Raw genomic sequence first — 24,487 nt, 5'->3', positions numbered from 1 at the left:
TGTAATTTGATCGGGTGCGCGACGCTCCTGAAACTCAGGTGAAGGCGGCTTCACCCTTCGGGCCGGATCCCTTGGTCCGTATCCGCGGGCTCGGCAAGCGGTTCGGCGGGACCGTCGCGCTGGCCGGGGTCGACCTCGACGTCCACGCCGGCAGCGTGCTCGCCCTCCTCGGGCCCAACGGCGCCGGCAAGTCCACGCTGATCAAGATCCTCGCCGGCGTCCACCCCGCCGACGCGGGTCAGATCACCGTGGGCGACCTGCCTCTCGGCAGCCCTGCCGCGTCCCGGAGCATGTCCTTCATCCACCAGGACCTCGGTCTCGTGGAGTGGATGACGGTGGCCGAGAACATCGCCCTTACCAACGGATACGCGCGCCGGACCGGGCTGATCTCCTGGGGGCGCACCCGCGAGCGCAGCGTCGACGCGCTGCGGACCGTCGCCGGGCACCTCGACCCCGACTGGCCGGTCTCCGGGCTCGCACCGGCCGAGCGCTCGCTCGTCGCGATCGCCAGGGCCCTGGCGGCCCGCGCGAAGCTCATCGTCCTCGACGAGCCGACCGCCCGCCTGCCCGCCGCGGACAGCGCCCGGCTCTTCGGCGTCCTGCACGGCCTGCGCGACCGCGGGCACGCCATCCTCTACGTCAGCCACCGCCTGGACGAGGTGTACCAGGTCGCCGACACCTTCGCCGTACTGCGCGACGGCCGCCTCGTCAGCCACGGCCGACTCGCCGACCACAGCCCCGCCCGCCTGGTCCACGACATCGTCGGCGAGGAGAACGAACCACCTGCCGCCCACCCCACCCGCCCCTCGCCTGCTGCCGCCCGCCCTGCCGGGACTCCGGCTGCCGATCGGCCAGCCGGGCCCCCGGCTGCGGGCCGCTCTGCCCGGCCCCCGGCTGCGGACCGCCCCACCCGGCCCCCGGCTGCGGACCACCCTGCCCGGCTCCCGGCCGCCGATCACCCCGCCGCTACTCGGACCCCCGCCCACCCAGCCACGCCCCCGGCAGCCACACCACCCGTCCTGACCCTCGACTCCGTACGCACCCCCCTGGCCGGCCCCGTCAGCCTGGAGCTGGCCGCCGGAGAGGTTCTCGGACTGGTCGGGCTCTCGGATGCCGGGCACACGGATCTGGGGCGGGCCCTGGCCGGGGCACGGCCGCTTCTCGGGGGGCGGGTCGTGCTGCACGGGCGGTCCTACCAGCCTCGTACGGTCGCGGAGGCCGTCGCTCTCGGGGTCGGCTTCGTGCCGGGCGACCGGCTGCGGGAGGGCTGTCTCGCCGAACTGACCGTACGGGAGAACCTCCTGGCGAATCCCCGCGCGGGAGGCCGGCCGGGGTCGCGCTGGATCGGCCCGCGCCGGGAACGGGCCCAGGCCGCCGCCCTGATCGACCGGTTCTCGGTGCGTCCCCGTGACAGTGAGGCCCCCATCGCCACGCTCTCCGGCGGTAACCAGCAGAAGGTCATGATCGGTCGCTGGCTGCGGACGGAGCTGCGGCTGCTGATCCTGGAGGAGCCGACCGCGAGCGTGGACATCGGTGCCAAGGCCGCGATCCACCGTCTGCTCGACGAGGCGCTGTCGGCGGGCCTCGCGGTCCTGCTCCTGTCGACCGACTTCGAGGAGGTCGCAAGCGTGTGCGGGCGCACCCTGGTCTTCGTCCGCGGGTCCGTGACGGCCGAGCTGAGCGGCAGCGCCCTCACCGTCACCGGCCTCACCCGGGCGGCCTCGGCCCTGCCCCCGTCCACGGCCGCGACGACCCCATGACCGAACCGCCCTCCTCCTCGCCCCGCCCCAGGCGCCTGCGCGCCCCTGGCGGACACCACATCGGCGCCTACGGCCTGCTCGCCCTCACCGCCCTGCTCTACCTGGTCTTCTCCCTCGTCCTGCCGCGCACCTTCCCCACGCTGGACACCGTCGACTCGATCCTGTCCAACCAGTCGATCCCGGCCGTCCTGGCGCTGGCCGCCATGGTCCCCATCGTCACCGGCGCGTTCGACCTCTCCATCGGCTACGGCCTCGGACTGGCCCACGTCATGGTGATGCAGCTCGTCGTCCACGAGAACTGGCCCTGGCCGCTCGCGTGCCTCACCGTGCTCGCCGGAGGGCTGGTCGTGGGCGTCCTCAACGGCGTCATCGTCGAGTTCGGCCGGATCGACTCCTTCATCGCCACCCTCGGCACCGGCAGCATGATGTACGCCGTGACCGGCTGGATCACCGACGGCAGCCGGATCGTCCCCGGCCCGCAGGGCCTCCCGCCCGCGTTCACCGACCTCTACGACTCCACGTTCCTCGGCCTTCCGGTCCCCGCCTTCTACGTGCTCGCGCTCGCGGGTCTCCTCTGGCTGGTGCTGGAGCGGCTGCCGCTCGGCCGGTACCTGTACGTCGTCGGGTCGAACCCGCGCGCGGCCGACCTGGTCGGCATCCCGACCCGGACCTACACCGTCTACGCGTTCGCCGCCTCGGGGCTGATCGTCGGCTTCGCCGGTGTGCTGCTCGCGGCCCAGCAGCAGATCGGCAACCCGAGCGTCGGCCTCGACTACCTGCTGCCCGCCTTCGTCGGCGCCCTGCTCGGCTCCACGGCGATCAAACCCGGCCGGCCCAACGCCCTCGGCACCGTCGTCGCCGTCGCCGTCCTGGCCGTCGGCCTCACCGGCATCGCCCAGCTGGGAGCCGACTTCTGGACAGTGCCGCTGTTCCACGGCGGCACCCTGCTCATCGCCGTGGGCCTGGCCGGATACGCCGCCCGCCGCCGGCTGCGCGGCGGCGCCGCGGCCCGCGACACACCCGCCGCGCCACCCCCGCCACCGCCTTCCCCGCCACCCTCGCCGCCACCGTCCTCACCGACGCCGGAGGGCGGCACGGCAGGCACACCCCCCTGACCCCCTCGGCACGTCCCGCCACGCCGATCCCCTCACAGGAGCCCCCGTGCACCGCAACCGCAAGGCCGCCCCCGCAGTCCGCACCGCGTGGCTCGCCTGCTGCGCCCTGCTGGCGGCGGCGACCGCCCTCGTCGGCTGCGAACGCGGTTCGTCGGACGGCGCGGACCAGACCGCGACGGGTGCGAACGGCTGCCCCGCCGTCCACGCCAGGGCCGAGGCCGCCGTCACCCGGGCGGAGCGGACCGACATCCCCTGGGGCGGACCCACCAGCGGCCCGGAGGCGGTGTCCGGCAAGACCATCGTCTACGTCGCCCAGACCATGACCAATCCCGGCGTCGCGGGCGCCGCGAACGGCGTGCGGGAAGCCGCGCGGGTCATCGGATGGGACGTCCGGGTGATCGACGGCGGAGGCACTCCGGCCGGTATCCAGGCGGCCATGAGCGAGGCCGTGGCCCTCCGGCCCTCGGGCATCGTGATCGGTGGCTTCGACCCCGACTCGACGGCACAGCAGGCCGCCCGGGCCAACGCACAGGGCATCCCGCTCATCGGCTGGCACGCGGTCCCCGAGCCCGGCCCCAGCCGGCGGCCCGACCTCTTCACCAACGTCACCACCCGGGTCCAGGACGTGGCCCGCATCAGCGCGCAGTGGATCATCTCCGACTCGGACGGCCGCGCCGGGGTCGTGCTCATCACGGACGCGTCGATCCCCTTCGCCAGGAACAAGTCCGACCTGATCAGGAAGGAACTCGCCAGTTGCCGGGGCGTGCGGCTGCTCTCCGTCGAGAACATCCCGATCCCGGACGCGAGCAGCCGCACCCCCCGGGAGATCTCCTCGCTGCTGTCCCGGTTCCAGGACCGGTGGACCCACTCCGTCGCCATCAACGACCTGTACTTCGCCGACGCCGCCCCCGCCTTCCGCGCGGCCGGCGAGAAGGGCTCGGGGCCGCCCTACAACATCGGCGCGGGCGACGGCGACCCGTCGGCCTTCCAGCGCATCAACAGCAGGCAGTACCAGGCCGCCACCGTGCCCGAACCGCTGTCCCTCCAGGGCTGGCAGATCGTGGACGAGTTCAACCGCGCCTTCTCCGGCCGCCCGGCCAGCGGGTACACGGCCCCCGTCCACATCGCCACGGCCGGCAACAGCGAGGGCGCCACGAGCTGGGACCCCTCGGGCTACCAGGAGGCGTACCGGGAGATCTGGGGGAAGTGACGTCGGTCAGGATGCCGATCTCTTCACGGAACATGCACGGAACCTGGTAATCCCTTTAATTTTCAAGAGCTAATCTCACCGTCAGTCGAGTGGCCGCCGGGGGTCGATCCGAGCGGGGCCCGTTCCGCGGCGGCACTCGCACCCCCCCACCAGGCACAGGAGACTGGGTGTGTACGACGGCGACGTAGTGGTGATCGGCGGTGGCTACGGCGGTGTCCGGCTGGCCAAGCGGCTGGACGGGGCGGCCCGGGTCACGCTGGTGGACCGCAAGGAGGTCTTCTTCCATCGCGTCGCCTCCCTGCGCGCGGGGGTGCGCCCCGAGTGGACGCACACGCCCTTCATCCCGTACGACCGGCTGCTGCACGACGGCCGCGTGGTCGCGGGCAAGGCCGTCCGTATCGACACCGCCGAGCGGCAGGTCGTCCTCGCCACGGGCGAGCGGCTGCCCTACGACGTGGTCGTGATCGCCACCGGCGCGGACTACCCCGAGCCGGCCCGCTTCGTGGGCACTACCGTCGAGGAGGCGGCCAAGTCGTTCGCCGAACACCAGCGCAACGTCGCCACGGCCGAGCACGTCCTCGTCGTCGGCGGCGGCCCCGGGGGCGTCGAACTCAGCGCCGAGGTCCGCCTCGCCCGGCCGGACGCCCGGGTCACCCTCGCCCACTCCGGGCCGGCCCTGCTCGACTCCACGGGCAGCACGCGGCCGGGACGCAGGGCCCGCGCGTGGCTGGAGTCCCATGACATCGAGGTACGGCTCGATGCGTTCATGTCGCCCGGCAACGATTTCGGCACCTACCGCGACGGCCGCGGCAACGTCGTCGAGGCCGACCTGTCCTTCTGGGCGACGGGCACCACACCCAACACGCTCTGGCTCCGCCTGGCCGGACACGGCGACTGGCTGAACAGGGACGGACGCGTCAAGGTCGACCGGACACTCCGGGTCGAGGGCAAGCTGGACGTGTTCGCCGTCGGCGATGTCAACGACGTCAGCGAACTCAAGATCACCCCCGCCGCCCTCGCCCAGGCGGACATCGCCGCCCACAACATCCGCGCGTACCTCCAGAGTTCGGGCAAGCACCGCAAGGAGCCGCGCTTCTACCGGCCGCTCCAGCGCACCCCGCTCATCGTGCCCTTCGGCCCGGCCGACGGACTGACCGTGCTGCCCGTCCCGGGCGGTGAGTCCGCGGTCCTCGGCAGCCGCACCACCACCCTGGCCAAGGCGAAGACCCTCATGACCCCCTACATGCGGCGCCAACTCGGTTACACCGCGGCCTGATCCCGGCATGGGCAGGGTCCCCTCCCTCATGATCCCACCCCCCGTCGTTACCCACCGGTCGCCTCTGGGGTAGGGTCCCCACCGTTTCCGGTTACCGGCTGATGGTGTGCCGGTACGGGGCGTGTCGGAGGGTGGCAAGACGATGGAATCCCAGTGGGGTGACGGCGGATCCGTGGGCCTGGACGACACGCGGTTGGAGGAACTGAGTCCCCAACCGCTGCTGACCCGGGACTACGAGACGCGCCCCGCGCTCGTGTACGAGCGGCTGAGGCAGCAGCACGGCCCGGTCGCGCCGGTCGACCTGCTCGGCGTACCCGCCTGGCTGGTCCTGGGTTACCGCGAGGCGCTCCAGGTGCTCCAGGACAACGACGGCTTCCCGAAGGGGCTGGAGAACTGGCGGGCCCGCTCCGAGGGCCGGGTACCGGCCGACTGGCCGCTCGGCCCGTCCCTGGAGGTCAACCACATCCTGATCCAGGGCGGCCCCGGATACCGGCCGCTGCGGACGGCGTGGGACGTCGCCCTCAAGCCGTTCCAGGACCCGCGCCACCCCCAGGCCAAGCGCCTCAAGGCCGCCGTCACCGCCTACGCCGACGAGCTGATCACCCTGGTCGGGCAGGGCGGAAAGACGGGTGTGGCGGACCTGTCCGCACAGTTCTCCCGGCCGCTGCCGCTGATGGTGGCCAGCCATCTGCTCGGCTTCCCCGGCTCACAGGGCGACGACGCGCTGATGGACATGTGGCGCGTGCTCGACGCGGGCCCGGACGCGGAGGCCGCACTGGAGCGCCTGCTCGCGACGCTCGCGCAACTGGCCGCGACGAAGCTGGAGAAGCCGGGCGACGACTTCCCCTCCTACCTGCTGGCCGCGCACCCGGACCTGTCGCTCGACCATCTGGCCCGCGAGTTGTTCATGCTGCTCGGCATGACCTCCGACCACGTCGGCATCCTCATTTCCAACACCGTCGTGGAGGTCATCTCGGGCGAGGGCAGCGTGCGCGCCAGCCTGTCCGCCGGGATGGTCCGGGAGACCATGAACCGGGTGGTCATGCGCAAGCCGCCCCTGGTGAACTTCGTCCCGCGCTTCGCGACCCAGGACACCCCGCTCGGCAACTACACGATCCGCGCCGGCGACCCGGTGTGGGTCTCCTCGGCCGCCGCCCACGCCGACCCGCTCTTCGCCGACCACGTCGCCTCCGGCACCACCATCAGCACCCGCGCGCACCTGTCCTGGGGAGCCGGACCGCGCCAGTGCCCGGCGCGGGAACTCGCCTCGACGGTCGCGGCGGCCGGTGTGGGGCGCCTGTTCGAGCGGTTCGACCACCTCGACCTCGCCCTGCCCGCCGACCAACTGCCCTGGCGTTCCTCCCCGTTCATGCGCGGCCTGCGCTCGCTGCCCGTGCGGTACGAACTCTCCGCGGCGCCCGCGCGGCCGTCGGCGGACGGTCCCACGGCGGAGGTGGCCGAGGAGGTCCTGCCTGACCCGTCCGCCCGGCAGCGCTCCTCGCTGTGGCGCTATCTGACGGGCCTGATCCGCGGCGGCCGCTGACCGGGAGGCCGAGTCGGAACGCCCATGCCGTATCGCCGTTCCTCCCGGTCCGGGGGTGACGGTCTCACGCCGCACGCGTGACGAACGGTGCTGTTGCGCGGCGATCGACTCGGCCATGCTCGGTGGTGATCCCGGGTGAGCGTTCTTGGCACCGGCTTCCTCCGGCTGGGCGCGCCGGCGGTCGCGTACGGGGTCGGGGCCTGGGCGACCCGGCACGCCGTGCTCGGCCTCGCCGCGCTCGTCGAACCCGTCCGCGACGAGCTGATCACCCTCGTGACCGAGGGCACCCTGCGCCGGTCCGCCCGGCTGGGCGGGCAGGCCGACGCCGCCGGCGTGGCGCGGCTCACCGAGCACGTGGAACGGGCCCGGGACCTACGGCGCGATCGCGCCGTTCGTCCGGGGCTTCCTGGTCACCGCCGTCGGCGTGCTGCTGGGCCTGGCCGGCCTGGACGTCGTGCTGGTCGCCCTCGTCCTGCCTCCACTGCTGCTCGGGCTCGCCCTGCTCGCCGCCGCGCTGCGGGCGATGGCCGCGCGCCGGCGGGAGGTCATCCTGTCGGACGAGCGCATCGCGGGGAACACCGGCGTCCTGACCGGCGGGATGCGGGATGCGGGACGCGGTGACCTGCGGCGCCGAGGACCGCGTGGGGCGGTGACGGGTGCGCACGTCGACGACGAGGCCCGGGCGACCCGTCGCTGGCCCGGCTCACCGCGGTACGGACCGCAGCGCTGGGCATCAGCGGCTGGGCCCCCTCCTGCTGATCCTGCTCGCGGCGCCCTGGCTGGTGCGCAACGGCGTGACGGCGGGAGCGATCCCCGGCGCGGTGACCTCTGTGTCGCAGGCCCTCCAGCCGGCCCTGCAGGGCTTCGTCCAGGGGCTCGGCAACAGCGGGCTGTGGCTGCCGGTCACCGTCGGCCGGATGCCCGAGGCCGCCGCGGAGTCCGGTCCCGAGCCGGCGCGGGGCGCCACGGCGTCCGGGCCCGGGGGGTCCGAGACCGGCGGGCAGCCCGGCCCGGCGCCTGCCGCGTGGAGGTGCGGGGCCTCACCTTCGCCTACGCCCGGTCCGCGGAACCCGTGATCGGCGATCTGAACTTTCTCCTGCGGCCCGGTGAGCACCTCGCCGTGGTCGGCCCGAGTGACGCGGGGAAGTCCACTCCGGCGGCGCTGATCGCCGGGGTGCTCGAACCGCAGGCCGGGCAGGTACACCTCGATGACCTGCCCGTTCGTGCTCTGGTCGGCCGCGGCGAGGGCCCGGCCCGGCACCGCGTCCTGATCCCGCAGGAGGCGTACGTCTTCGCCGGCACGCCGGCGGAGAACCTCACCGTTGCCCTCGGCTCGGCTTCAGGGACGACCTCGATGTCGTCCTCACGTGACAGAAGAACATCTCTTCTCCTGTCGGGAATTTCAGTTCGGTCCCCGAGCAAGGGCGGCCGCAGAGGCTGACGTTGATCGAGTGGTGAGGTCCGGAGCGCGGGCGTACCGTCGAACGGTGGACAACGCAGGCAGCAGCCCGCAGCCGGCTTCACCACAGACGACCACCACCAGGGAATCCGGTGGTGGCGGAAACGCGATGGCGCTTCTGGTCATCGCCTCGTGCCAGCTGATGGTGGTCCTCGACATCACGATCGTGAACATCGCGCTGCCGCAGATCCAGCGCTCCCTGGACTTCTCCACCACCAGCCTGTCCTGGGTGGTGAACGCCTACACCCTCACCTTCGGCGGACTGCTGCTGCTGGGCGGCCGGGTCGGCGACATCCTGGGCAGGCGGCGCGTCTTCATCTTCGGCGTGCTGCTCTTCGTGCTCGCCTCCCTGCTCGGCGGGCTCGCCCAGAACGCCGGCCAACTCCTCGCCGCACGCGCCCTGCAGGGCGTCGGCGGCGCCATCGCGTCCCCGACCGCCCTCTCGCTGGTCAGCACGACCTTCCGTGAAGGACCGGAACGCAACCGGGCCTTCGGGGTGTTCGCCGCGGTCTCCGCGGGCGGCGGTGCGATCGGGTTGCTGGCGGGCGGGGTGCTCGTCGAATGGCTGAACTGGCGGTGGGTGCTGTTCGTCAACGTCCCGATCGGGCTGCTCATCGCCCTCGCCACCCCCCGCTGGATCAAGGAGTCCGAACGCCACCCCGGGCGCTTCGACATCACCGGCGCGCTCACCTCCACCGCGGGCATGGTGCTGCTCGTCTACGGATTCATCCGAGCCGCGCAGGACGGCTGGCGCGATGCCCTCACCCTCGCCTCGTTCGCCGTGGCGGTCGTCGTCCTGGCGGGCTTCGTCCTGACCGAGCGGCGCTCCAGACAGCCCATCACGCCGCTGCACATGTTCGCCGACCGTAACCGTGCGGGCACCTACGGCATCATGCTGTGCCTGGCCGCGGCCATCTTCGGCATGTTCTTCTTCCTCACGCTCTTCGTGCAGAACGTGCTGGAGTTCAGCCCCCTCGAAGCCGGACTGGCCTTCCTGCCGGTCAGCGCGGTCATCGCCGTCGGCGCCGGACTGGCCTCGCGGTTCCTGCCCGTCTACGGGCCCAAGCCGTTCATGGTGGTGGGCGCGCTCCTGGCCGCGGCCGGGCTGGCCTGGCTCACCCTGACCGACGTGCACTCCACGTACGCGGGCAGCGTCCTCGGCCCGATGCTGGTCTTCAGCCTGGGCATGGGCATGGAGTTCGTGTCGCTGACCCTCATGGCGCTGTCCGACGTGCCCACGCCGGAGACCGGCGCGGCCTCCGGGCTGCTCAACGCCACCCAGCAGGTCGGCGGGTCCCTCGGCCTGTCCATCCTGGTCACCATGTACGGCACGGCCAGCGCCAACGAGGCGGAGAAACAGATCCCGCTCTTCCTCCAGCAGGCGGCCCCTGCCGCGCGCCTGCGGTTCGAACGCACCGGGCAACTGCCGAAACCCTGGTCCGACGAGATCCTCACCGCCGGCGTCTCGGCCTCCTTCATCATGGCGGCGATCTTCACCGCCGTCGCCGCGCTGATCGCCCTGATCGTCATCCAGGTCCGGCCCTCCGACCTGGAGCGACTCAAGGGAGGGGCGGGCCCCGCCCCGATGTGAGGCCCGCCCCGGCTCGCTACGCCCCGATCCTCGCGGCGATGACCGGCGCCAGCCGGTCGGCGATGACCCGGTGCCCCCGGTCGTTGGGATGCACCGAGTCCGTCAGGTCGCCCGAGCCCAGCCACCCGGTCGTGTCGACGAAGGAAACCCGCGCGTCACCGCCGGCGACGGCGGCCTTCACCGCGGCCTCGGTCTGCGGGACGTACCGCCCGCGGAACGTCTCCAGCGCGAAGATCCACGCCTGCGGATACGCCGCACGGACCTTGCGCAGCAGACTGCTGTACGCCGACTGGAACTGCGCGGAACTCACCCCGTGCCCGACGTCGTTGGTGCCGAGGTTGATGACGACCGCGTCGGCCCGATAGCGGGAGAAGTTCCAGTCCGGCGTCGCGGCGTTCGGGTTGAGCTTGGTGAACTGCCGCTCAAGACCCACACATCCGTCCGCCGCGGCCACCAGGCACGCCCCGCCCTGCGCGATCTGCGTGTGCTCGACGCCCAGCCGCTCCCCGATCAGCCAGCCGTACGCGGTACGGGCGTTCTGCGAGGACGTCGTGCCCACGGTGATCGAGTCGCCGACGAACTCGACGAGCTTGGCCGGGGCCGGCGGTGCGAAGGTGGTCGCACCGCTGTCGAGGACCAGCCCCTGGAACACCGCGTCGCCCCGGTAGGAACCGGCGACCACCTGGTAGTTGACCTGGAGCGTGTGGTTGCCGGGGGCCAGGGCCGTGGTGGTCAGATCCACCGTTCCCTTGACGTCGTTGTAGAACTTCACCGGCCCGTTGTCGATCCGCGCCCACAGGTCGATCGTGCCGCGCTGCTTCAGCTTGACCGTCCTGCCGGTGAAACCCACCCGGTAGTAGGCGCCCGCCCAGTACGGGGTGTAGGCGGTGGCGGAGCTGGTGGTGTCCCAGCGGCCGACGAACTTGATGTTCGGGTCGCCGGGCTGCCCCGGAGCCGCCGCCTTCACCATGGCGCCACTGCCGAGCCGGGCGGCGACGACCGGGGCCAGGCGCTCGGCGAACTTGGTGTGCCCCGCCTCGTTCGGATGTCCGTTGCCGTCCTCGTAGTCGGCGCCGTCGGTCAGCCAGCCCGAGGTGTCGACGTAGTGCACCCGGGCGTCACCGGCGCCGTTGCGGGCACTCACGGCGGCCCTGGTCTCGGTGACGTAGCGCTTTTTCAGTGTCTGGACCGCGAAGAGGTGCGCTGTGGGGTACTTGGCGCGCACGTCCCGCAGGAACGTGGTGTACGCCGACTGGAAGGCGGCGCCGGACACGCCGTGCCCGATGTCGTTGGTGCCGAGGTTGATGACGACCGCGTCGGCCCGGTACCGGGAGAAGTTCCAGTCCGCGCCGCCGGTGCTGGCCGTTCTGAAGAACTGCCCGCTCAGACCGGTGCACCCCGACTGCGCGACCAGGCAGTACCCGGACCGGGCGATCTGCGTGTGCCGCAGCCCCAGCCGCTCCCCGGTCTTCCAGGCGTACGAGTCCAGCGCCAGCCGGTCGGTGAGGGCTCCCGCGGTGATGGAGTCGCCGACGAACTCGACCAGCCCGGACGGGGCGCCGGCGGCGACGGTCCGCGCACCGGAGTCCAGGACCAGCCCCTGGAAGACGGTGTCACCGGAGCGGTAGGACAGGCGCAGGGTGTGGGTGCCGGGGGAGAGCGGCCGGGGAGTGAGGTTCACCGTGCCGCGCACACCTGCGTGGAAGACGTCGGGGCCGCCGTCGATGCTGGCGTAGAAGTTGACCGCGTTCCTGGCCTTGACCTTCACCGTCGTGCCGGTGAAGCCGGTCTGGAGGTAGGCGCCGGTCCAGTGGGGTACGGCCGCGGTCCCGGAGGAGGTGTCCCAGCGTCCGACGTACGCGATGTTGGGATCGGACACCGAGCCGTCCCCCGCCGCGGCCTGCGCGGGAGAGCCGCCCACCAGGGACAGCAGGCAGGCGAGCAGCACGGCGGTGAGGAGAGCGGGCAGGGCGCGTCTGGGGGAGGTGCGGGGGGAGGTCTGCACGGGGTCCCTTTCACGTGGGGGGTGGACGGGAGCGCTCCCATGAGCAGCTTTTCGAGGGAAGCAGTGAAACGGTTCAACGTCAAGTGATCTGGCTCGGGCGCAAGTTGAGCGCGTGGGTCCCGCGCCGCCCGGTGCGACGCCGTATGGCCGGGTGGCGGGTTCCCGAAGGCTTCCGTCGGGTGAATCTCCCGCCCGCGGGCGGCCGGGAACCCGCCGGCGCGGAACCCTCACAGGGTGAACGGTGGTACGCGTGCTTCCCAGGGTCCTGCTGCTGCCCCGCGACGCGAAGGAGGAGGACTGTCGCGACTGCTCGGGCGGACGCTCCGCGGCGGGCTCGGCCTGCGCCGCGCGCTGCACCGGCGCCGGCTGATGCGGCAGGGCTACGACCGGACCAGGACCTGGCGGGTCCGCAAGAGCGGCGGGTATGTGACGCTGCTGGTGCTGACGTTCCTCGGGGCGCTGCTCCTGCTGTTCCTGGTTGTTACGGCCGTCATCACCCTGTCACACGAAGGGAGTTTCCAGTCGCCCACCGCATGGGTGGGCAGTCAGTGCGGAAAGGACAGTTTCAGCTGCACCGTCCTGCAGTCCCTCTTCATGCCCTTCCTCACCCTCGCCCTGGCCACCGTCACCTACCTGTTCTTCCGGTTCAGCCATGTCCGCCGGGCCTACCTGCGCAAGGCACGCCAGGAGCCCCACGAACTCGTGGAGACCGCGGGCGGCATCTTCGGCCGGGTCGTGGGCCGGGACCAGCTCTGCTCCGTCCTCATGGAGGACCTGCGGGACCGCCGCTTCCGCCGGACGCACGTCGTCGTCGGCGGTATCGGCACCGGGAAGACGGCGCTGGTCGTGCTGCTGACGCAGCGGCTCGCGGAGCGCGGGGCGGTGCCCGTGCCGCTGCGGCTGCGTGCCGCCGACACGAGGCTCGACTTCCGCGAGCTGGCCTTCGAACGCTTCTGCCGGGAGGTGCAGGGCAGCATCCGCTCCGGCGCCGAGGCGGAGAAGGTGTGGCGGCGGCTGTGCCAGCAGGGGCGGATCGTGGTGCTCGCGGACGGCCTGGACGAGGCGCTGACCGCCGAGGACCTGACAGAGGAACGCGACACCATCATCCGGCTGGCCATCCGCCGCGCCAACGAGGAGGGCCTGCCGCTGATCATCACCTCCCGGCCGCACGACTCGCTGCGCGGCATGGAGGCGTCCCTCACCGAACTGGAGCCGCTGAGCGAGGAGGCCGCCCTCACGTACATCTCGTCCGGGGGCGCCGGGGAGGACCGGCAGCGGCTGGACTGGATCGTCGAGCGGGCCGGCATCGCGGAGGCCCCCACCTACCTGGAGATCGCCGCCGAACTGCACGAGCAGGGACTGCTGGAGCGCGCCCTCGCCGGCCCCGCCGACGAGGAGGCCGTCGAGACGCGGGGCGGCGACCGGGCGTCCCTGAGGTTCCACCTGTTCGAGACCTGGCTCAGCGCCCTCATCAGCGGCCGCTTCGGGCGGCGTCTGCCGCTCTCCCCGGAGGAGCGCCGCGCGGTCGTCCACTACCTGTCCGCGCTGGCCTGCGTAGGGCTCGCCCTCGACACCTCCGAGGTGCGGTTCGCCGACGTCGTCGACGAACAGGAACCGGCCCGCTCGCGCTTCCCCGAGATCGTCCGGGAGCTGGCCCGCAGGGTCGGCGACAGCGGCATCGACCTCAGGCTCGCCGCCCACTGGGGCGCCCGGATGGAACTGGTCGAGCTCGGCGGCGACCGCGTCCGCTTCCAGCACAGCGTGATCCAGGCCCAGCTGGGCGCCCGCTTCCTGAACGCGGTGATCCACCCGGACGTCCCGGCACAGCCGACGGAGGGCTCGTACTTCCCGGCGGCCCTGCAGAAACCGGGCCGGGAACTGCTGATCGCCATGGTGCTGCACTCCCGGCTGCCCGACGGCGCGTGCATCCACGAGGAGCCGGGCGCGGCGGACTCCGGCGGGACACTGTGGTGCCCGGTGAGCGCCGCGCGGGACCTGCTGATGGAGGCCGCCTGCCAGGCACAGACGGTCAGGAACAACGGACACGACAACGACGACAACCACCAGGTACGGCCCCTCTTCGGCCGCACCCTGCACAGCAAGGCCCTGGAGCTGTACGCGGCCGCCCTGGAGATCGACAGCGTCGACGCCCAGCCGGAGCAGCACCTCATCGCCATGCGGCTGTGCACGGCCTGGCCGGACCTGCGGGCTCGCGACCCGCACACGCTGGGCACCGCGAAGGCCCTGCTCGTGTCCCGGTTCGGCGAGGCCATGCGCGGCGTCGCACAGCGGCAGACCCTCCGGCCCGCCTACCTGGAGATGTTCGAGATCGCGCGTCTGGAACCCTCCTACGCGGTCCGGCTGGCCATCGCGCAGGAGATCGGCGCCGGCGGGGACCTCGCCTTCGCCGCGCTCCAGCCGAGGCTGCGCGGACCGCAGGTGGTCGAGGGACTGCGGGTCGAGCGGGAGCCCGACTGGCGGGAGAAGCTGTGGGCCGGGCAGCAACCGGAGCTGGTGGGGGAGCGGGAGACCAGGCTGCGCCGGCGGGGCGAGGGCCAGGTCGCGCGGATGAAGCGGGAACTGAAGGAGCGTGAGGAACAGCGGCGTCAGGAGCGCAGACGGGAACGCGAGGACCGCGAGGCCGAGGAACGGCAGTGGCGGGACAACACCCTGTGCGCGTGGCTGATCCCGCTGCTCGTCGGGTCGGTCACCACCCACCGGCACCAGGACACCCCGTACGCGTTCCTGGAGAGCTGGGTGCGGCGCGTCGGCACCCCGGTGGACGGTCTCGACGTGCCCGCCGGAGTCGACCTCAACGTGGAGGTGGCGCTGGCCCAGGGCTTCAAGTACGCGGCGAACCGCCGGCACCGCCATCCGCATGCCCGGCCGGAGGCCCGCGAGTACCTGAGCGAGCAGGCGTGGGACATGCTCAAACGCACCCGGTTCTGGTTCACGCGCCTCACGCTGCTGCACGCGCTGACCCTGTGGGACCTGCCCGACGGCGCCGACGCCGGGCGCCCGTCGCGCGGTCACGGGTCCGACCCCGCCCAGCAGGTCCGTCAGTGGCTGGCCCGGCCGGACGGCGAACCGGAGCACCCGTTCGTGACGGCGGCCGGGAAGCTCTGCGTCTGGGCCCTGGAGACCGGGCAGCCCGAACGGTTCCTCTGGATCGACGAGTCGGGCGTCGCCGCGCACGTCGGCTCCCAGACGTCCCGGGGCGAGGCCCGCAAGCACAACCTGTGGATCCCGCCCTCCACGGGCTGGAGCGCCCTGCACCCGACCGCGCAGCAACTCCTCGCCGACGTGCTGCTGCTGCTGAACCTGGCCGAACGGGGAGACTGGCCCACCGACCGCATCCGGCGTCTGCAGCACACCGCCCGGCCCGACCTGCCGCCCTGCCTGACCCTGGACCGCACCCCGCTCGACCCTGGCCGCACCAACGTCCGCACGGCCTCCTCCCAGGCGGGCTCCAACTGCCGCGACGACTGCGCCTTCGAACTGTGCCCGTACCCGCCCAAGGGCCTCGACGGCCACCGCGTCGAACTCGGCGAGGCCTTCTGCCGCGCCCAGTCCACCCTCCTGTCCCGCTCCCCCTTCCGGCCCAAGGCCTCCTGGCAGCGCCGCACGAACCTCACGGAGCTGCGGAGGTTCTGGGAGTCGATGGGGCATCGGGCGCAGCACAATGCGAAGGCGCGGTGAGCGGTTGTCCCCGGCGGACGCCTGTCAGGGGCGGGGTCCGGGAAACGTCTCCAGCGCCTCGGCCAGGCCCGCGGGGTCCGTGCCGATCTTTCGGTACACGGAGGAGAGCAGCTGCCGCACGCCCTGCTCGGTGAGGTGCAGTTCCTTGGCGACCACCGCCGCCGGGTGGCCCCGCGCCGACATCTCGGCTGCCCTGCGCTCCTGGGTGGTGAGGGTGTCCGTCTGTGGGTAGCGCAGGGGCAGCGGCCGTAGTCCGGCGGCGGAGAGTTCCCGCCTGGCCCGTGCCGCCAGGCTTTCGGCACCGCAGTGCACCGCGCCTTCCAGGCCCTGGTAGAGCCGGTCGGCGGCGTCCTGCAGGCGGCCGTTGCGGGCCAGTGCGGCACCGTGGCCGACCAGGGCACGGGCCAGTTCGTACGCGGCGGGCGACTGCTCCAGGTGGTCGACTGCCTGCGCGTGCAGATCGAGAGCCGCCTCCCCGCCCGTGACCTCCGCCTGGGCGTGCAGTGCCTGCCCGATCGCGGATGCCGCGCCGAAGTCCCGGGCCCGCTTCACTGCGTCCTGCGCGTGGCGCACCGCCCGGTCGGGAGCGCTGCGGGCCAGTGCGGAGGCCAGGCCCAACTGCCACGGGCACCAGGCGGGGTTGCGCCAGTCCCGGCCCTCCAGCCACTCGCCGACACCGGACAGCAGGGGAGCGGCCTCGTCGGGCCGGTCCTCCGCCAGGAGCAGTTCGGCGTACACCGTGCGGGGGTCGGGGTAGATGACGGCGTTCGGGATGACGTCGCCGTAGCGGTACTTGTCGGCGAGCCGGCGAGCCGCCACCGGGCGTCCGCGGGCCAGGAGGGTCTGGATCAGGATGCCGACGGCGAACCACTGGGCGGGCACCGCCCCCTCCACACGGTCGGCGATGCGCAGGCCTTCCCGCACCAGGTTCTCCGCCTCGCCCAGACAGCCGCGGCGGTAGCGGATGTACCCGGAGAGCGTCTGGCCCAGGGCCAGATGGGAGCCGCGCCAGCCCTTCGACTCGCACTCGGCCATGCCCTTCGCGAACAGTTCCTCGGCCCGTCGCGGCTTGTCGCAGTACATGAACACCAGAGCGACCGAGACGGGGACCTCGAAGCCCTGGTTCTCATGGGTCCAGCTCAGTCCGCCGCGCAGGGCCTCCTCGGCGTACGCGAGGGCCTTCTCCCGGGGCTCGCCGCGCATCATGGCGTCCCAGGCCCGGATCCCGAGAAGGTAACGCTCCTCCAGGCCTCGGCCGATGAGACGGTCGGCCAGCCGGGCCAGCGCCCGCGAACGGCCGGCCGAGTCCGGCTCGTCGGTGCGGAACGCGCTCCAGGTGAAGTGGTCGGCCTGCATCCGCAGCCGGATCCGGGGACGGCCGGTCCGCTGCGCCTCGTCGGCCGCCACCGTCGCGGCCTCCGCCATCCGGTCCGTGTGGGCCAGCGCCTGGGTCAGCCGGTACACCATCGAGGCGCGCAGCTCGGGGTCGGTGCCGGGTTCCGCCAGCGCCTCGCGCAGATGCGTGACGGTGGCCGTGGGCTTGATGAGGAAGGTGGCGGAGGCGAGTTCGTGGAGCAGCGCGGCGCGTTCCTCCGGCAGCGGCGGCTCCTGGAGGGCCCGGGTCAGCAGCCGCCGGGCCGCCTCCGGAGCACCGGAGTGCAGAGCCTCACGGGCGGCCTCCCGCAGGCAGGCGACGGCCTCGGTGCTGCCCTCGCAGGGCACCTCCAGCAGGTGCCGGGCCGCGGCGGCGGGCCCGAGCCCGGCCGCCCGGACGGCCTCCGCCGCCGAGTTGTGCATGCCCTCCCGCAGGCTCGTCCCGATGGACCCGTAGATCGTGGTGGCGATCAGCGGATGGACGAACTCCAGGCTGTCTCCCGCATCCTCGCCGTCGGCCAGGATGCGGGCAGCGCGCAGCTTCCGGGTCGCCTCCGCCGCCGCCGTGCTGCCGATCGCCGCGATGCGGGCGGCCAGCTCCGGTGAGATGGACTGACCGAGGACGGCGGCCGCGTAGGCGAATCGGACGGTCGTGGTACCGAACCCCTGGAGACGCTCGATCAGCCCGGGCCCGGTCACCGCGGCGGCCAGGTCACGCATGACGGGCAGGTCCCGGCTGGTGCCCCGCAGCCGGCGCTCACCGAGCCTGATGGCGAGTTCGACGGCCTCGAACGGGCTCCCGCTGGTGACCTCCCAGCATTCCTCGCAGAACTCCTCCTCGGCCTGCTCGCCCACTTCGTCCCTGACGATCCGTGCCACGGCGGCGGCACTGAGCGGTGCCAGAGCGAAGGGACGGTTCCCCGTGTCGGAGGCGGCCGCGCTGAAGGCGTTGCCCTCGAGCGGGAGTTCGTCGGGCCGGTAGGCCACGACGATCAGCAGGGACAGGTCCACGGCCCGAAAAGCGAAGGAGGCGAGCCAGCTCAGCGACTCGACATCGGCCCAGTGCAGGTCGTCCAGAAGCAGGACGAGGGGCGATTTCTTCACGGCGAGGCGTGTCATCACCCAGTCGAGACCGTCGCGGACCCCGGTCGGGTCCGGCACGTGGCCGCTCGGCGTCGCGACCAGACCGAGCGCGGCGGCGACGATGTCGTACCAGCCGCCGCCCAGGAACGTGCGGATCTCCGTCTCGTCCATCGTCGCCAGTGCGGGCTGGACGAGCTGGCGCACCACGTGGAACGCCAGCTCCTGTTCCTTTTCGCCGCCCCGGCCCGACAGCACGGTGAACCCCTTCACCACGGCGCGGGCGCGGGCCTCGTTCAGCAGTGCCGTCTTGCCCATGCCGGCCGGACCGGTGAAGGCGAGCAGTCCGCCGCGCGGCGCCTGAGGAACGCCGTCGACGGTGTCGTGCAGGGCCGCCAGCGCCGTGTCGAGTGCCCGGAGCTCCTTTCGGCGCTCGAGCAGCGGCCGGGACTCGGGTGTGGGTTGCCGCAGCTCATTCGCCATGTGCCGTACCGCTTCCTGTCGTTCGGCCATCGGGAGGCAGCGCAGAGCGTATGCCTTCCGTGGTGCGCCATGACCGGATTCCGGAGCGAGCACGACGAAGAAGGGTGAATGACATGCTCTTGCGGAGTGAAGCGTGGATCCCGCGGGTACCGTGGCCCGGATGGGCGCCTTTCGCCCAGCCCGAAGACGGGAGCCCCCACTACACGGCCGGGGCCGTCCCCGCGTCCGCGTACCGCGGCACGGTGCGGGACCAGTAGTAGCAGCCGCGGATCCAGCCGGCCATGCCTTCCACATAGCCGACGCCCGAAGGGCTCAATTCCGGTCGGATCTCCTCGTAGAGCTTCTCGAACTCGCGGATGGTGCGGTTGATCTGCCGGATGGCCAGGGTGACGGCCGTCGGCAGGGAGCACTCGTGGGCCCGCTGGTAGGCGAGGGCCAGGTTGATCATTTCGCCGGCCCGTTGCTCCTTGACCGTGGAGAAGAGGTCCGGGATCCACACCGCCGCGTCGGCCGACAGCCGGCTCAGCCGCCCCATGAGCGGGTGCTGGAGCTCCTCGGGGGTCAGCTCGCACGGCTGCGCGGCCTCGTACAGCGGGTGGAAGGGCTCGACGCCCGCGGTGAGAGAACGTATCGAGGTGCAGAGCCCCGGCCGTAGGGGGGAGGGATGGGTCTGGGCCACCGCTTCGTACAGCAGCCCGTGCACGTACTCCCGGCTCTTCCACGCCCAGCGCTCGGCCTGCGCCGGGGTGCACCGTTCACGGACCTGCCGGTAGAGGTCGGACAGAGCCGCTCCCAGGGGGGTGCCGGCGGGAGCGCCGTCCCGCAGGATCGCGATGCTCTCGCACAGCATGGGCAGCAGCTGGCCCGGCCGGTGCCGGCCGACCTCCTCGGCACGGTCGTCGAAGACGAACTGATAGGCGATCTGGAGGGCCACGAGGTGGAGAATGCCGGGGTCGACGTCCGGGCTGTTGTAGGACGCGAGCTCGGCGGGGCGGGTGCGGGAGATCATCGCCGCGACCCCCGGTTCGTCGCCGAGACCGGTCATGCTCAGCCAGTGGTCGACACCGGCCGCCGCCGCGGCCTCGTGGGGATGCCGCCGGAACGGGAAGGGCATGTAGAGATGGGCGTCGATCAGCTCCACTAAGTTGGAAGCTCCGATTCCGGCCTGTGTGACGGGTGCGATTTCCTCATGTGTGGTGGACACCGTTGTCACCGTCCCTCCCCGTTCTTCTCCGCGTCGGATGCCACGGCCGCGGCTGAGGGGGCGAGGGCAACGGCACGCGGCTGCGTGCCGCCCGGGTCGCCCGGTGCGTCCGGCCGTGGTTCGCAGATCATCGTCAGGGACCTCGGTCCCAGCGTCGCCCCGGGCCGCGGTGGTGCGACGCGCCCGGCCGGATGACGCAGACGCCAGCGGCCGGCGATGGTCGCGAGGGCCACCGTCATCTCGGCCATCGAGAACAGGTCGCCGATGCACTTGCGGCTGCCCGCGGCGAACGGGATCAGCGCCCCGTGCGGACCGGCGGCGTCCTCTGACTCCAGCCAGCGCTCGGGCAGGAAGCGGCCGGGCTCGGGGAACGACGCCGCGTTGTGGTGCAGGAGATAGGGGCTGTACAAGATCGTGGCCCCCCGCGGCAGACGGCACCCGGCGAACTCCGTCTCCCGGGTCGTGACCCGTGTGAAGAGCCAGCCGGGCGGGGAGTGGCGCAGCGTCTCGGTGACGACCGACCGGGTGTAGACCAGACGCGGCAGATCGTCGGCGTCCGGCAGCCGTCCGGCGAGGACGGAGTCGACCTCGGCGTGCAGCCGCCGCTCCACCTCCGGGTGCTGGGCCAGCAGACTGAAGGTGGAGGCCAGGCACATCGAAGGGCTCTCGGAACCGGTGAGCAGGAGCGACACCAGCTGGTCGTGGACCTCCTGGTCCGTGACCGGGGTCTCGCCGTCCTCGGCGTCCGCCGCCCTCAGCAGCAGGCCCAGCAGATCGTCGCGGGGAGCGCCCCGGCGGCGCTCGGCGACGGCCGCGTCGACGAGCTCGCGAACCCGCTCCACCGCACGCCGGTAGCGGTGGTTCGCCGGCGTGGGAAGACGGAACAGGGCGTCCACCGGTACGACCGTGCGGACGAACAGCCCGCGGACGATGGCGGCGAGGCAGTGCCGGACCTCCTCGGCCGCGGCGGGGCCGAGCGAGTCGGACAGCAGGACCCGGCTGATCAGCCGGGTCGTCAGGCCCAGCATGGCGGCACTGACGTCGACCTGCTGCCCACCGCGCCAGTCACCGCACAGCGACTCGGTCTCCTCGGCCATCATGCGCGTGTGCCCGGCGACGCTGGACGGGCGGAAGGTGGGTTGCAGCATCCTGCGCTGACGCCGGTGCTCCGCGTGCGGGCAGGTGACCACGCCGCCGCCCATCAGCGCCCGCAGCCTCTCGTACTGCGGCCCGCCCTTGTCGAACGTGCGGCTGTCCCGGAGCATCCGGTGGACCAGCTCCGGGTGGCACACCATCCAGGCGCGCTGGGGGCCCAGACGTATCTCGACCAGATCGCCCCGCGCGGGAAGGGAATTCAGAAACTCCAGAGGCCGACGGAACAAGGCGATACCGTGGCTGATGGATGGGAATATGCCGGGTGCAGTACCAACCGTCCATGCCTGTTCCGGTTCGGGAACGCAGCCGTTCATCGAATACCACCTGCCTCAGACGACCAGCGAATACGGTGATGTTTCACCGCTTTGGCGCTTGCACCATGTCCTGCCCGGTCCAAGCTGGTCGCCGACGTGGTGAACCCTTTCTCCAGGGGGGCGCACGGGTGCACACGGAAGCGCTGGGTGAGTCACTTCCGGTGCACGCCGTGCAGCAGGTGGTTTTCTTCCGTCACTCGGGTTTCTGGTAACTCTCGGGCGGCGCCAGATAACTCACCGGCAGCCCACCGGTGTCGATGACGATCTGGTCCACCGCCATCGCCGGATCCACCATGAACAGCCGCAGGACGTGTTCACCCGGCTCTGTCACGGTCACCCGGGCCGTCAGCTTCTCGATGCCCTCCTCGACGTTGCGGGCCCAGGCGTCACCCCGGTTGCCGGTGGCGATCGCCTGGCCGGACAGGACCGTCGGCGGCTGGTCGTCGAGGGCGATCGCCAGTCGGCGCTTACCCCGCTCGTCGAGGGAGGGCAGCCGGAAGACGGTCACCGGGAAGGTGCCGGTGCTGGTGAAGCGCACCCGGTAGCGCAGCTCCGGTGACCGGGTGGGCAGGTCCTCGGTGATCGGCGGTGCGGTCGTCGGGACCGCCTCGACGGCGGCCGTACGGCGTCCCAGGCCGCGTACGACCCGCCACCGGGCCCCGCCGCGCGCCACCCGGCGGTCGAAGTGCGCGGCGTCGATCGACACGTAGCCGTGGGCCTCGACGAAACCGCGGGCGCGCTGCCGGGCCCGTTCCCCGTCGTTGACCACCCGCAGGGGCACCTCGGCCGTCGTGCCGGCGCCGGTGAAGGTGAGCATGGGGTGGTGGGTGCCCTCCGGTGCCCGCGGCCAGTCGATCTCCACCCATATCCGGGTCTGGTCGGTGAGTTCGCCGCCCGACGTGCTCAGCCGGATCCACGGGTGGCTCGGCTCGGCCTGCCACTCAAGGGGGAGGAAACCCGTGTTGAAGACGTCCACGAAGCGGCGGTCGCGGGTGTAGGAGGAGAAGGAGAGCGGGCGGCTCGCTGCCGTTTCGTTGCCCTCGGCGGCCAGCCCCAGGCCCGAGGTCTCCTGGCGGGGCACCCGCGTGACGGCCGGACGGCCGGGAGCCTTCGGGATCTGGGAGGGGTAGGGGTTGACGATGCCGTCCCATTTGCCGCCCGCGATCTCCGAGTTGTAGCGGCGGGTGATCGCTTGCTCCTCGGCGTGCGCGGCCTCGGCCAAGTCCGCGAAGCGGTTGGTGCCCGCGCCGCGTCCCTGACGGACAGCGAGCGCGTTCCGGTCCGCCCAGTAGTACTTCAGGTTCATCAAGTAGGCGCCGTGCACCGGGTATTCGACCAGCTCGTAGAAGGCGTCGCGGTACGGCTCGGGCAGTTTCGCGCCCAGCTTGCGCACCCGGTCCAGCAACTCCTCGTAGGCGGCCAGCCGGCGGCCTGCCTCGTCGCCGTGGTGCACTGTGGAGAAGATCGCCTTGTCGATGAACTCCGGGCGCCGCTCCGCCGCCAGGCGGTAGTACTCCGTGCGGATGGCGGCGATCTCCGAGCCGTGGCGCCGGCCGAACTGGCGCCCCGCCCATTCCACCAGGAAGTCCTCGACGTCGTCCGGGCCCCAGCGGTCCACGTCCCACGCCATGTCCAGGCAGAAGGACAGGCCCGTCTCGATCGACTTGATGTCACCGACGTTGAAGATCCACATCCGGTCGGCCCGGTGGTCGTGGACCCGGCGCAGCTCCTGCCACACCTTGCTCAACTGCGTGGTGTCCAGCCACAGATAGCTCCTGGGGCGGCCCCAGTAGGAGAGGTGGTAGTAGATGCCGTTGCCGCCGGAGCGGTGGCGCTCCGTCTCGTTCGGGAGCTGGCGCATGTTGCCGTGGTTGTCGTCCGGCCAGATCAGCGTGACGTCGTCGGGGACCTGGACGCCCGCGTTGTACAGCTCCAGGACCTCCTTGTACGGGATGAAGATCTGCGGCGTGGCTGCCTCGCCCACCTCCTCGGCCAGGATGCGGCGCTGGTCGGCGATGATGTCGTTCATCACCGCGACCTTCTCCGGGATCGTGGTGGCGTACTTCGTCTCCAGCGCGGAGTCGTGCAGGCCGCGCATGCCGATCGTCCAGCTGCTCTCGTAGCCGGCGTTCTGCCGGGCCCGCGCCCGCCAGTAGTCGGAGATGACGGCCGGGTTCACCGTGTAGTCGTAGAGCGGCAGGGTTCCGTCGGGGTTGCGGTGCTCCTCGGCCCACGGCTCCCACTCGTGCACGCCGTTGCGCAGCATGGCCTCGGGGTGGCTGGAGCCGACCACGATGCCGTAGCGGTCGGCCAGTTCGGGATTCTCGCGGTGCTTGTTGAAGAAGTCGGAGTACGGGTGCATCGCGGGCCACAGGTAGTTGGCCTTGAGGCGGAGCAGCAGCTCGAAGACCCGCTCGTAGGTGCGGGGGCCGATGTTCTTGTCCGGCTCCTGGGTGCGGTGGGACCAGGTGGTGAGGTTCTGTTCGTCGTTGATGAAGATGCCGCGGTAGCGGACGGCGGGCTCCTGGCGTACGAAGGGGCCTGCCGGGACCGTCACCGTGTCGCGGCGGACCACCGGGACGTCGGCCCACCAGTACCAGGGCGAGACGCCGATGCGTTCCGAGGTGTCGTAGATGCCGTAGACGGTGCCGCGCCGGTCGCTGCCCGCGATGACCAGGGCGCGGTCCACGCCGGGCAGCGGACGGTCCACGACCTGCGTGACGGACGCCTCCCAGCGGCCCTTGACCCGGGAGGCGTCCAGGCGTCCGTGCCGGACGAGCCGGTCGATCACCGGGCTGGCGCCGATCGTCCCCACCACGACCAGGAGTTCGGCCCGCTGGGGCACGGTGTGCAGCAGCCGTGGCCTGACGCCGCCGACTCGCTCCACGTCCGCCACGAGGTCACCGGCCGCGCGGAGCACGGCGGGGTCGTCCGCCGCGTCGACGAACACGTCCGCGGGGGTGCCGTTCCGGAGCAGCGGGAAGTCCGGCCGGGCCGAGGCGGCGGCTTCGGCGGTGCCGGCGGGGAGTACGGCGGCGGGGAGCAGGGGGGCGGCGCCGACGGCGGCCATTCCCTGTAAGAACGACTTGCGGGTCACCGACGGAGGAGATGAAGATCTGTGTGGCACGGGGCACTGCCTTTCCGCGTCAGACCCGCGTCGGTTCCTCGTCCGGGGCCGTCGGCGGGGCTGCGCGCAGGAGGGATTGGCGTGAGCAGGCT

Annotated in this window: 14 protein-coding genes; 8 read left to right on the top strand and 6 right to left on the bottom strand. The window is 72.1% G+C overall.

Features of this window, described 5'->3' with window-relative positions; all coding sequences use genetic code 11:
* The first annotated feature begins 14 nt into the window (after positions 1 to 14).
* The 5 genes from HDA41_RS41030 to HDA41_RS05160 all read left to right on the top strand — a co-directional run bounded on the left by HDA41_RS41030 (position 15) and on the right by HDA41_RS05160 (position 6,904).
* The gene (locus HDA41_RS41030; RefSeq protein ID WP_230299633.1) at positions 15 to 1,760 is read left to right on the top strand and encodes a sugar ABC transporter ATP-binding protein; all 1,746 of its coding nucleotides are present in this window, start codon (positions 15 to 17) and stop codon (positions 1,758 to 1,760) included.
* The gene (locus HDA41_RS05175) at positions 1,757 to 2,875 is read left to right on the top strand and encodes an ABC transporter permease (protein ID WP_184981129.1); all 1,119 of its coding nucleotides are present in this window, start codon (positions 1,757 to 1,759) and stop codon (positions 2,873 to 2,875) included. Before HDA41_RS41030 ends, HDA41_RS05175 begins: the two co-directional genes overlap by 4 nt.
* A 46-nt stretch (positions 2,876 to 2,921) precedes the next feature.
* A complete protein-coding gene (locus HDA41_RS05170; RefSeq protein ID WP_184981127.1) occupies positions 2,922 to 4,085 on the top strand; it encodes a substrate-binding domain-containing protein in 1,164 nt (387 codons plus the stop codon).
* Positions 4,086 to 4,254: 169 nt separating this feature from the next.
* Positions 4,255 to 5,361, top strand: a complete 1,107-nt coding sequence (locus tag HDA41_RS05165; RefSeq protein ID WP_184981125.1) for an FAD-dependent oxidoreductase — start codon at positions 4,255 to 4,257, stop codon at positions 5,359 to 5,361.
* Between the two features lie 142 nt (positions 5,362 to 5,503).
* Positions 5,504 to 6,904, top strand: a complete 1,401-nt coding sequence (locus HDA41_RS05160) for a cytochrome P450 (protein WP_184981123.1) — start codon at positions 5,504 to 5,506, stop codon at positions 6,902 to 6,904.
* A gap of 343 nt (positions 6,905 to 7,247) precedes the next feature.
* Here the strand turns inward: HDA41_RS05160 and HDA41_RS05155 are convergent, their stop codons facing one another.
* Entirely contained in the window at positions 7,248 to 7,568 is a 321-nt protein-coding gene (locus HDA41_RS05155; protein WP_184981121.1) for a hypothetical protein, read from the bottom strand.
* A gap of 366 nt (positions 7,569 to 7,934) precedes the next feature.
* Between HDA41_RS05155 and HDA41_RS42235 the strand changes: the two genes are divergently transcribed.
* On the top strand, positions 7,935 to 8,345 hold the full coding sequence (locus HDA41_RS42235) for an ATP-binding cassette domain-containing protein (protein ID WP_184981119.1): 411 nt from the start codon (positions 7,935 to 7,937) through the stop codon (positions 8,343 to 8,345).
* Between the two features lie 127 nt (positions 8,346 to 8,472).
* Entirely contained in the window at positions 8,473 to 9,954 is a 1,482-nt protein-coding gene (locus tag HDA41_RS05145) for an MFS transporter (RefSeq protein WP_184993176.1), read from the top strand.
* A gap of 16 nt (positions 9,955 to 9,970) precedes the next feature.
* Here the strand turns inward: HDA41_RS05145 and HDA41_RS05140 are convergent, their stop codons facing one another.
* Positions 9,971 to 11,959 carry a GDSL-type esterase/lipase family protein gene (locus tag HDA41_RS05140; protein ID WP_184981117.1) on the bottom strand — a complete coding sequence of 663 codons (1,989 nt, stop codon included), beginning with the start codon at positions 11,957 to 11,959 and terminating at the stop codon, positions 9,971 to 9,973.
* A gap of 234 nt (positions 11,960 to 12,193) precedes the next feature.
* On the opposite strand from HDA41_RS05140, the gene HDA41_RS05135 reads away from it, so the two are divergent.
* Positions 12,194 to 15,658 carry an NACHT domain-containing protein gene (locus HDA41_RS05135; protein WP_230299635.1) on the top strand — a complete coding sequence of 1,155 codons (3,465 nt, stop codon included), beginning with the start codon at positions 12,194 to 12,196 and terminating at the stop codon, positions 15,656 to 15,658.
* Positions 15,659 to 15,682: 24 nt separating this feature from the next.
* On the opposite strand, the gene HDA41_RS05130 is transcribed toward HDA41_RS05135, so the two are convergent.
* From HDA41_RS05130 to HDA41_RS05115, 4 genes are all read right to left on the bottom strand, one after another.
* Positions 15,683 to 18,595 (bottom strand): ATP-binding protein, encoded by a 2,913-nt coding sequence (locus HDA41_RS05130; protein WP_184981115.1) that lies wholly within the window; start codon positions 18,593 to 18,595, stop codon positions 15,683 to 15,685.
* A 199-nt stretch (positions 18,596 to 18,794) separates the two neighbouring features.
* On the bottom strand, positions 18,795 to 19,736 hold the full coding sequence (locus tag HDA41_RS05125) for a (-)-alpha-amorphene synthase (protein WP_230299636.1): 942 nt from the start codon (positions 19,734 to 19,736) through the stop codon (positions 18,795 to 18,797).
* 68 nt (positions 19,737 to 19,804) lie between these two features.
* On the bottom strand, positions 19,805 to 21,181 hold the full coding sequence (locus HDA41_RS05120) for a cytochrome P450 (RefSeq protein ID WP_230299637.1): 1,377 nt from the start codon (positions 21,179 to 21,181) through the stop codon (positions 19,805 to 19,807).
* Positions 21,182 to 21,461: 280 nt separating this feature from the next.
* Positions 21,462 to 24,338 (bottom strand): glycosyl hydrolase 115 family protein, encoded by a 2,877-nt coding sequence (locus HDA41_RS05115; RefSeq protein ID WP_184993156.1) that lies wholly within the window; start codon positions 24,336 to 24,338, stop codon positions 21,462 to 21,464.
* Positions 24,339 to 24,487 lie beyond the last annotated feature (149 nt).

The organism is Streptomyces caelestis, from assembly GCF_014205255.1.
Classification (GTDB): domain Bacteria; phylum Actinomycetota; class Actinomycetes; order Streptomycetales; family Streptomycetaceae; genus Streptomyces; species Streptomyces caelestis.
The sequence above is the reverse complement of the archived record's forward strand: the minus strand, read 5'-3'. Positions and strand labels throughout refer to the sequence as shown.

What these genes read in the sequence shown, in the direction of transcription:
- HDA41_RS05175 (WP_184981129.1), top strand. Translation starts at nt 1,757, where the DNA reads ATGACCGAACCGCCCTCCTCCTCGCCCCGCCCCAGGCGCCTGCGCGCC.
- HDA41_RS05160 (WP_184981123.1), top strand. Translation starts at nt 5,504, where the DNA reads ATGGAATCCCAGTGGGGTGACGGCGGATCCGTGGGCCTGGACGACACG.
- HDA41_RS05145 (WP_184993176.1), top strand. Translation starts at nt 8,473, where the DNA reads ATGGCGCTTCTGGTCATCGCCTCGTGCCAGCTGATGGTGGTCCTCGAC.
- HDA41_RS05130 (WP_184981115.1), bottom strand. Translation starts at nt 18,595, where the DNA reads ATGGCGAATGAGCTGCGGCAACCCACACCCGAGTCCCGGCCGCTGCTC.
- HDA41_RS05115 (WP_184993156.1), bottom strand. Translation starts at nt 24,338, where the DNA reads ATGGCCGCCGTCGGCGCCGCCCCCCTGCTCCCCGCCGCCGTACTCCCC.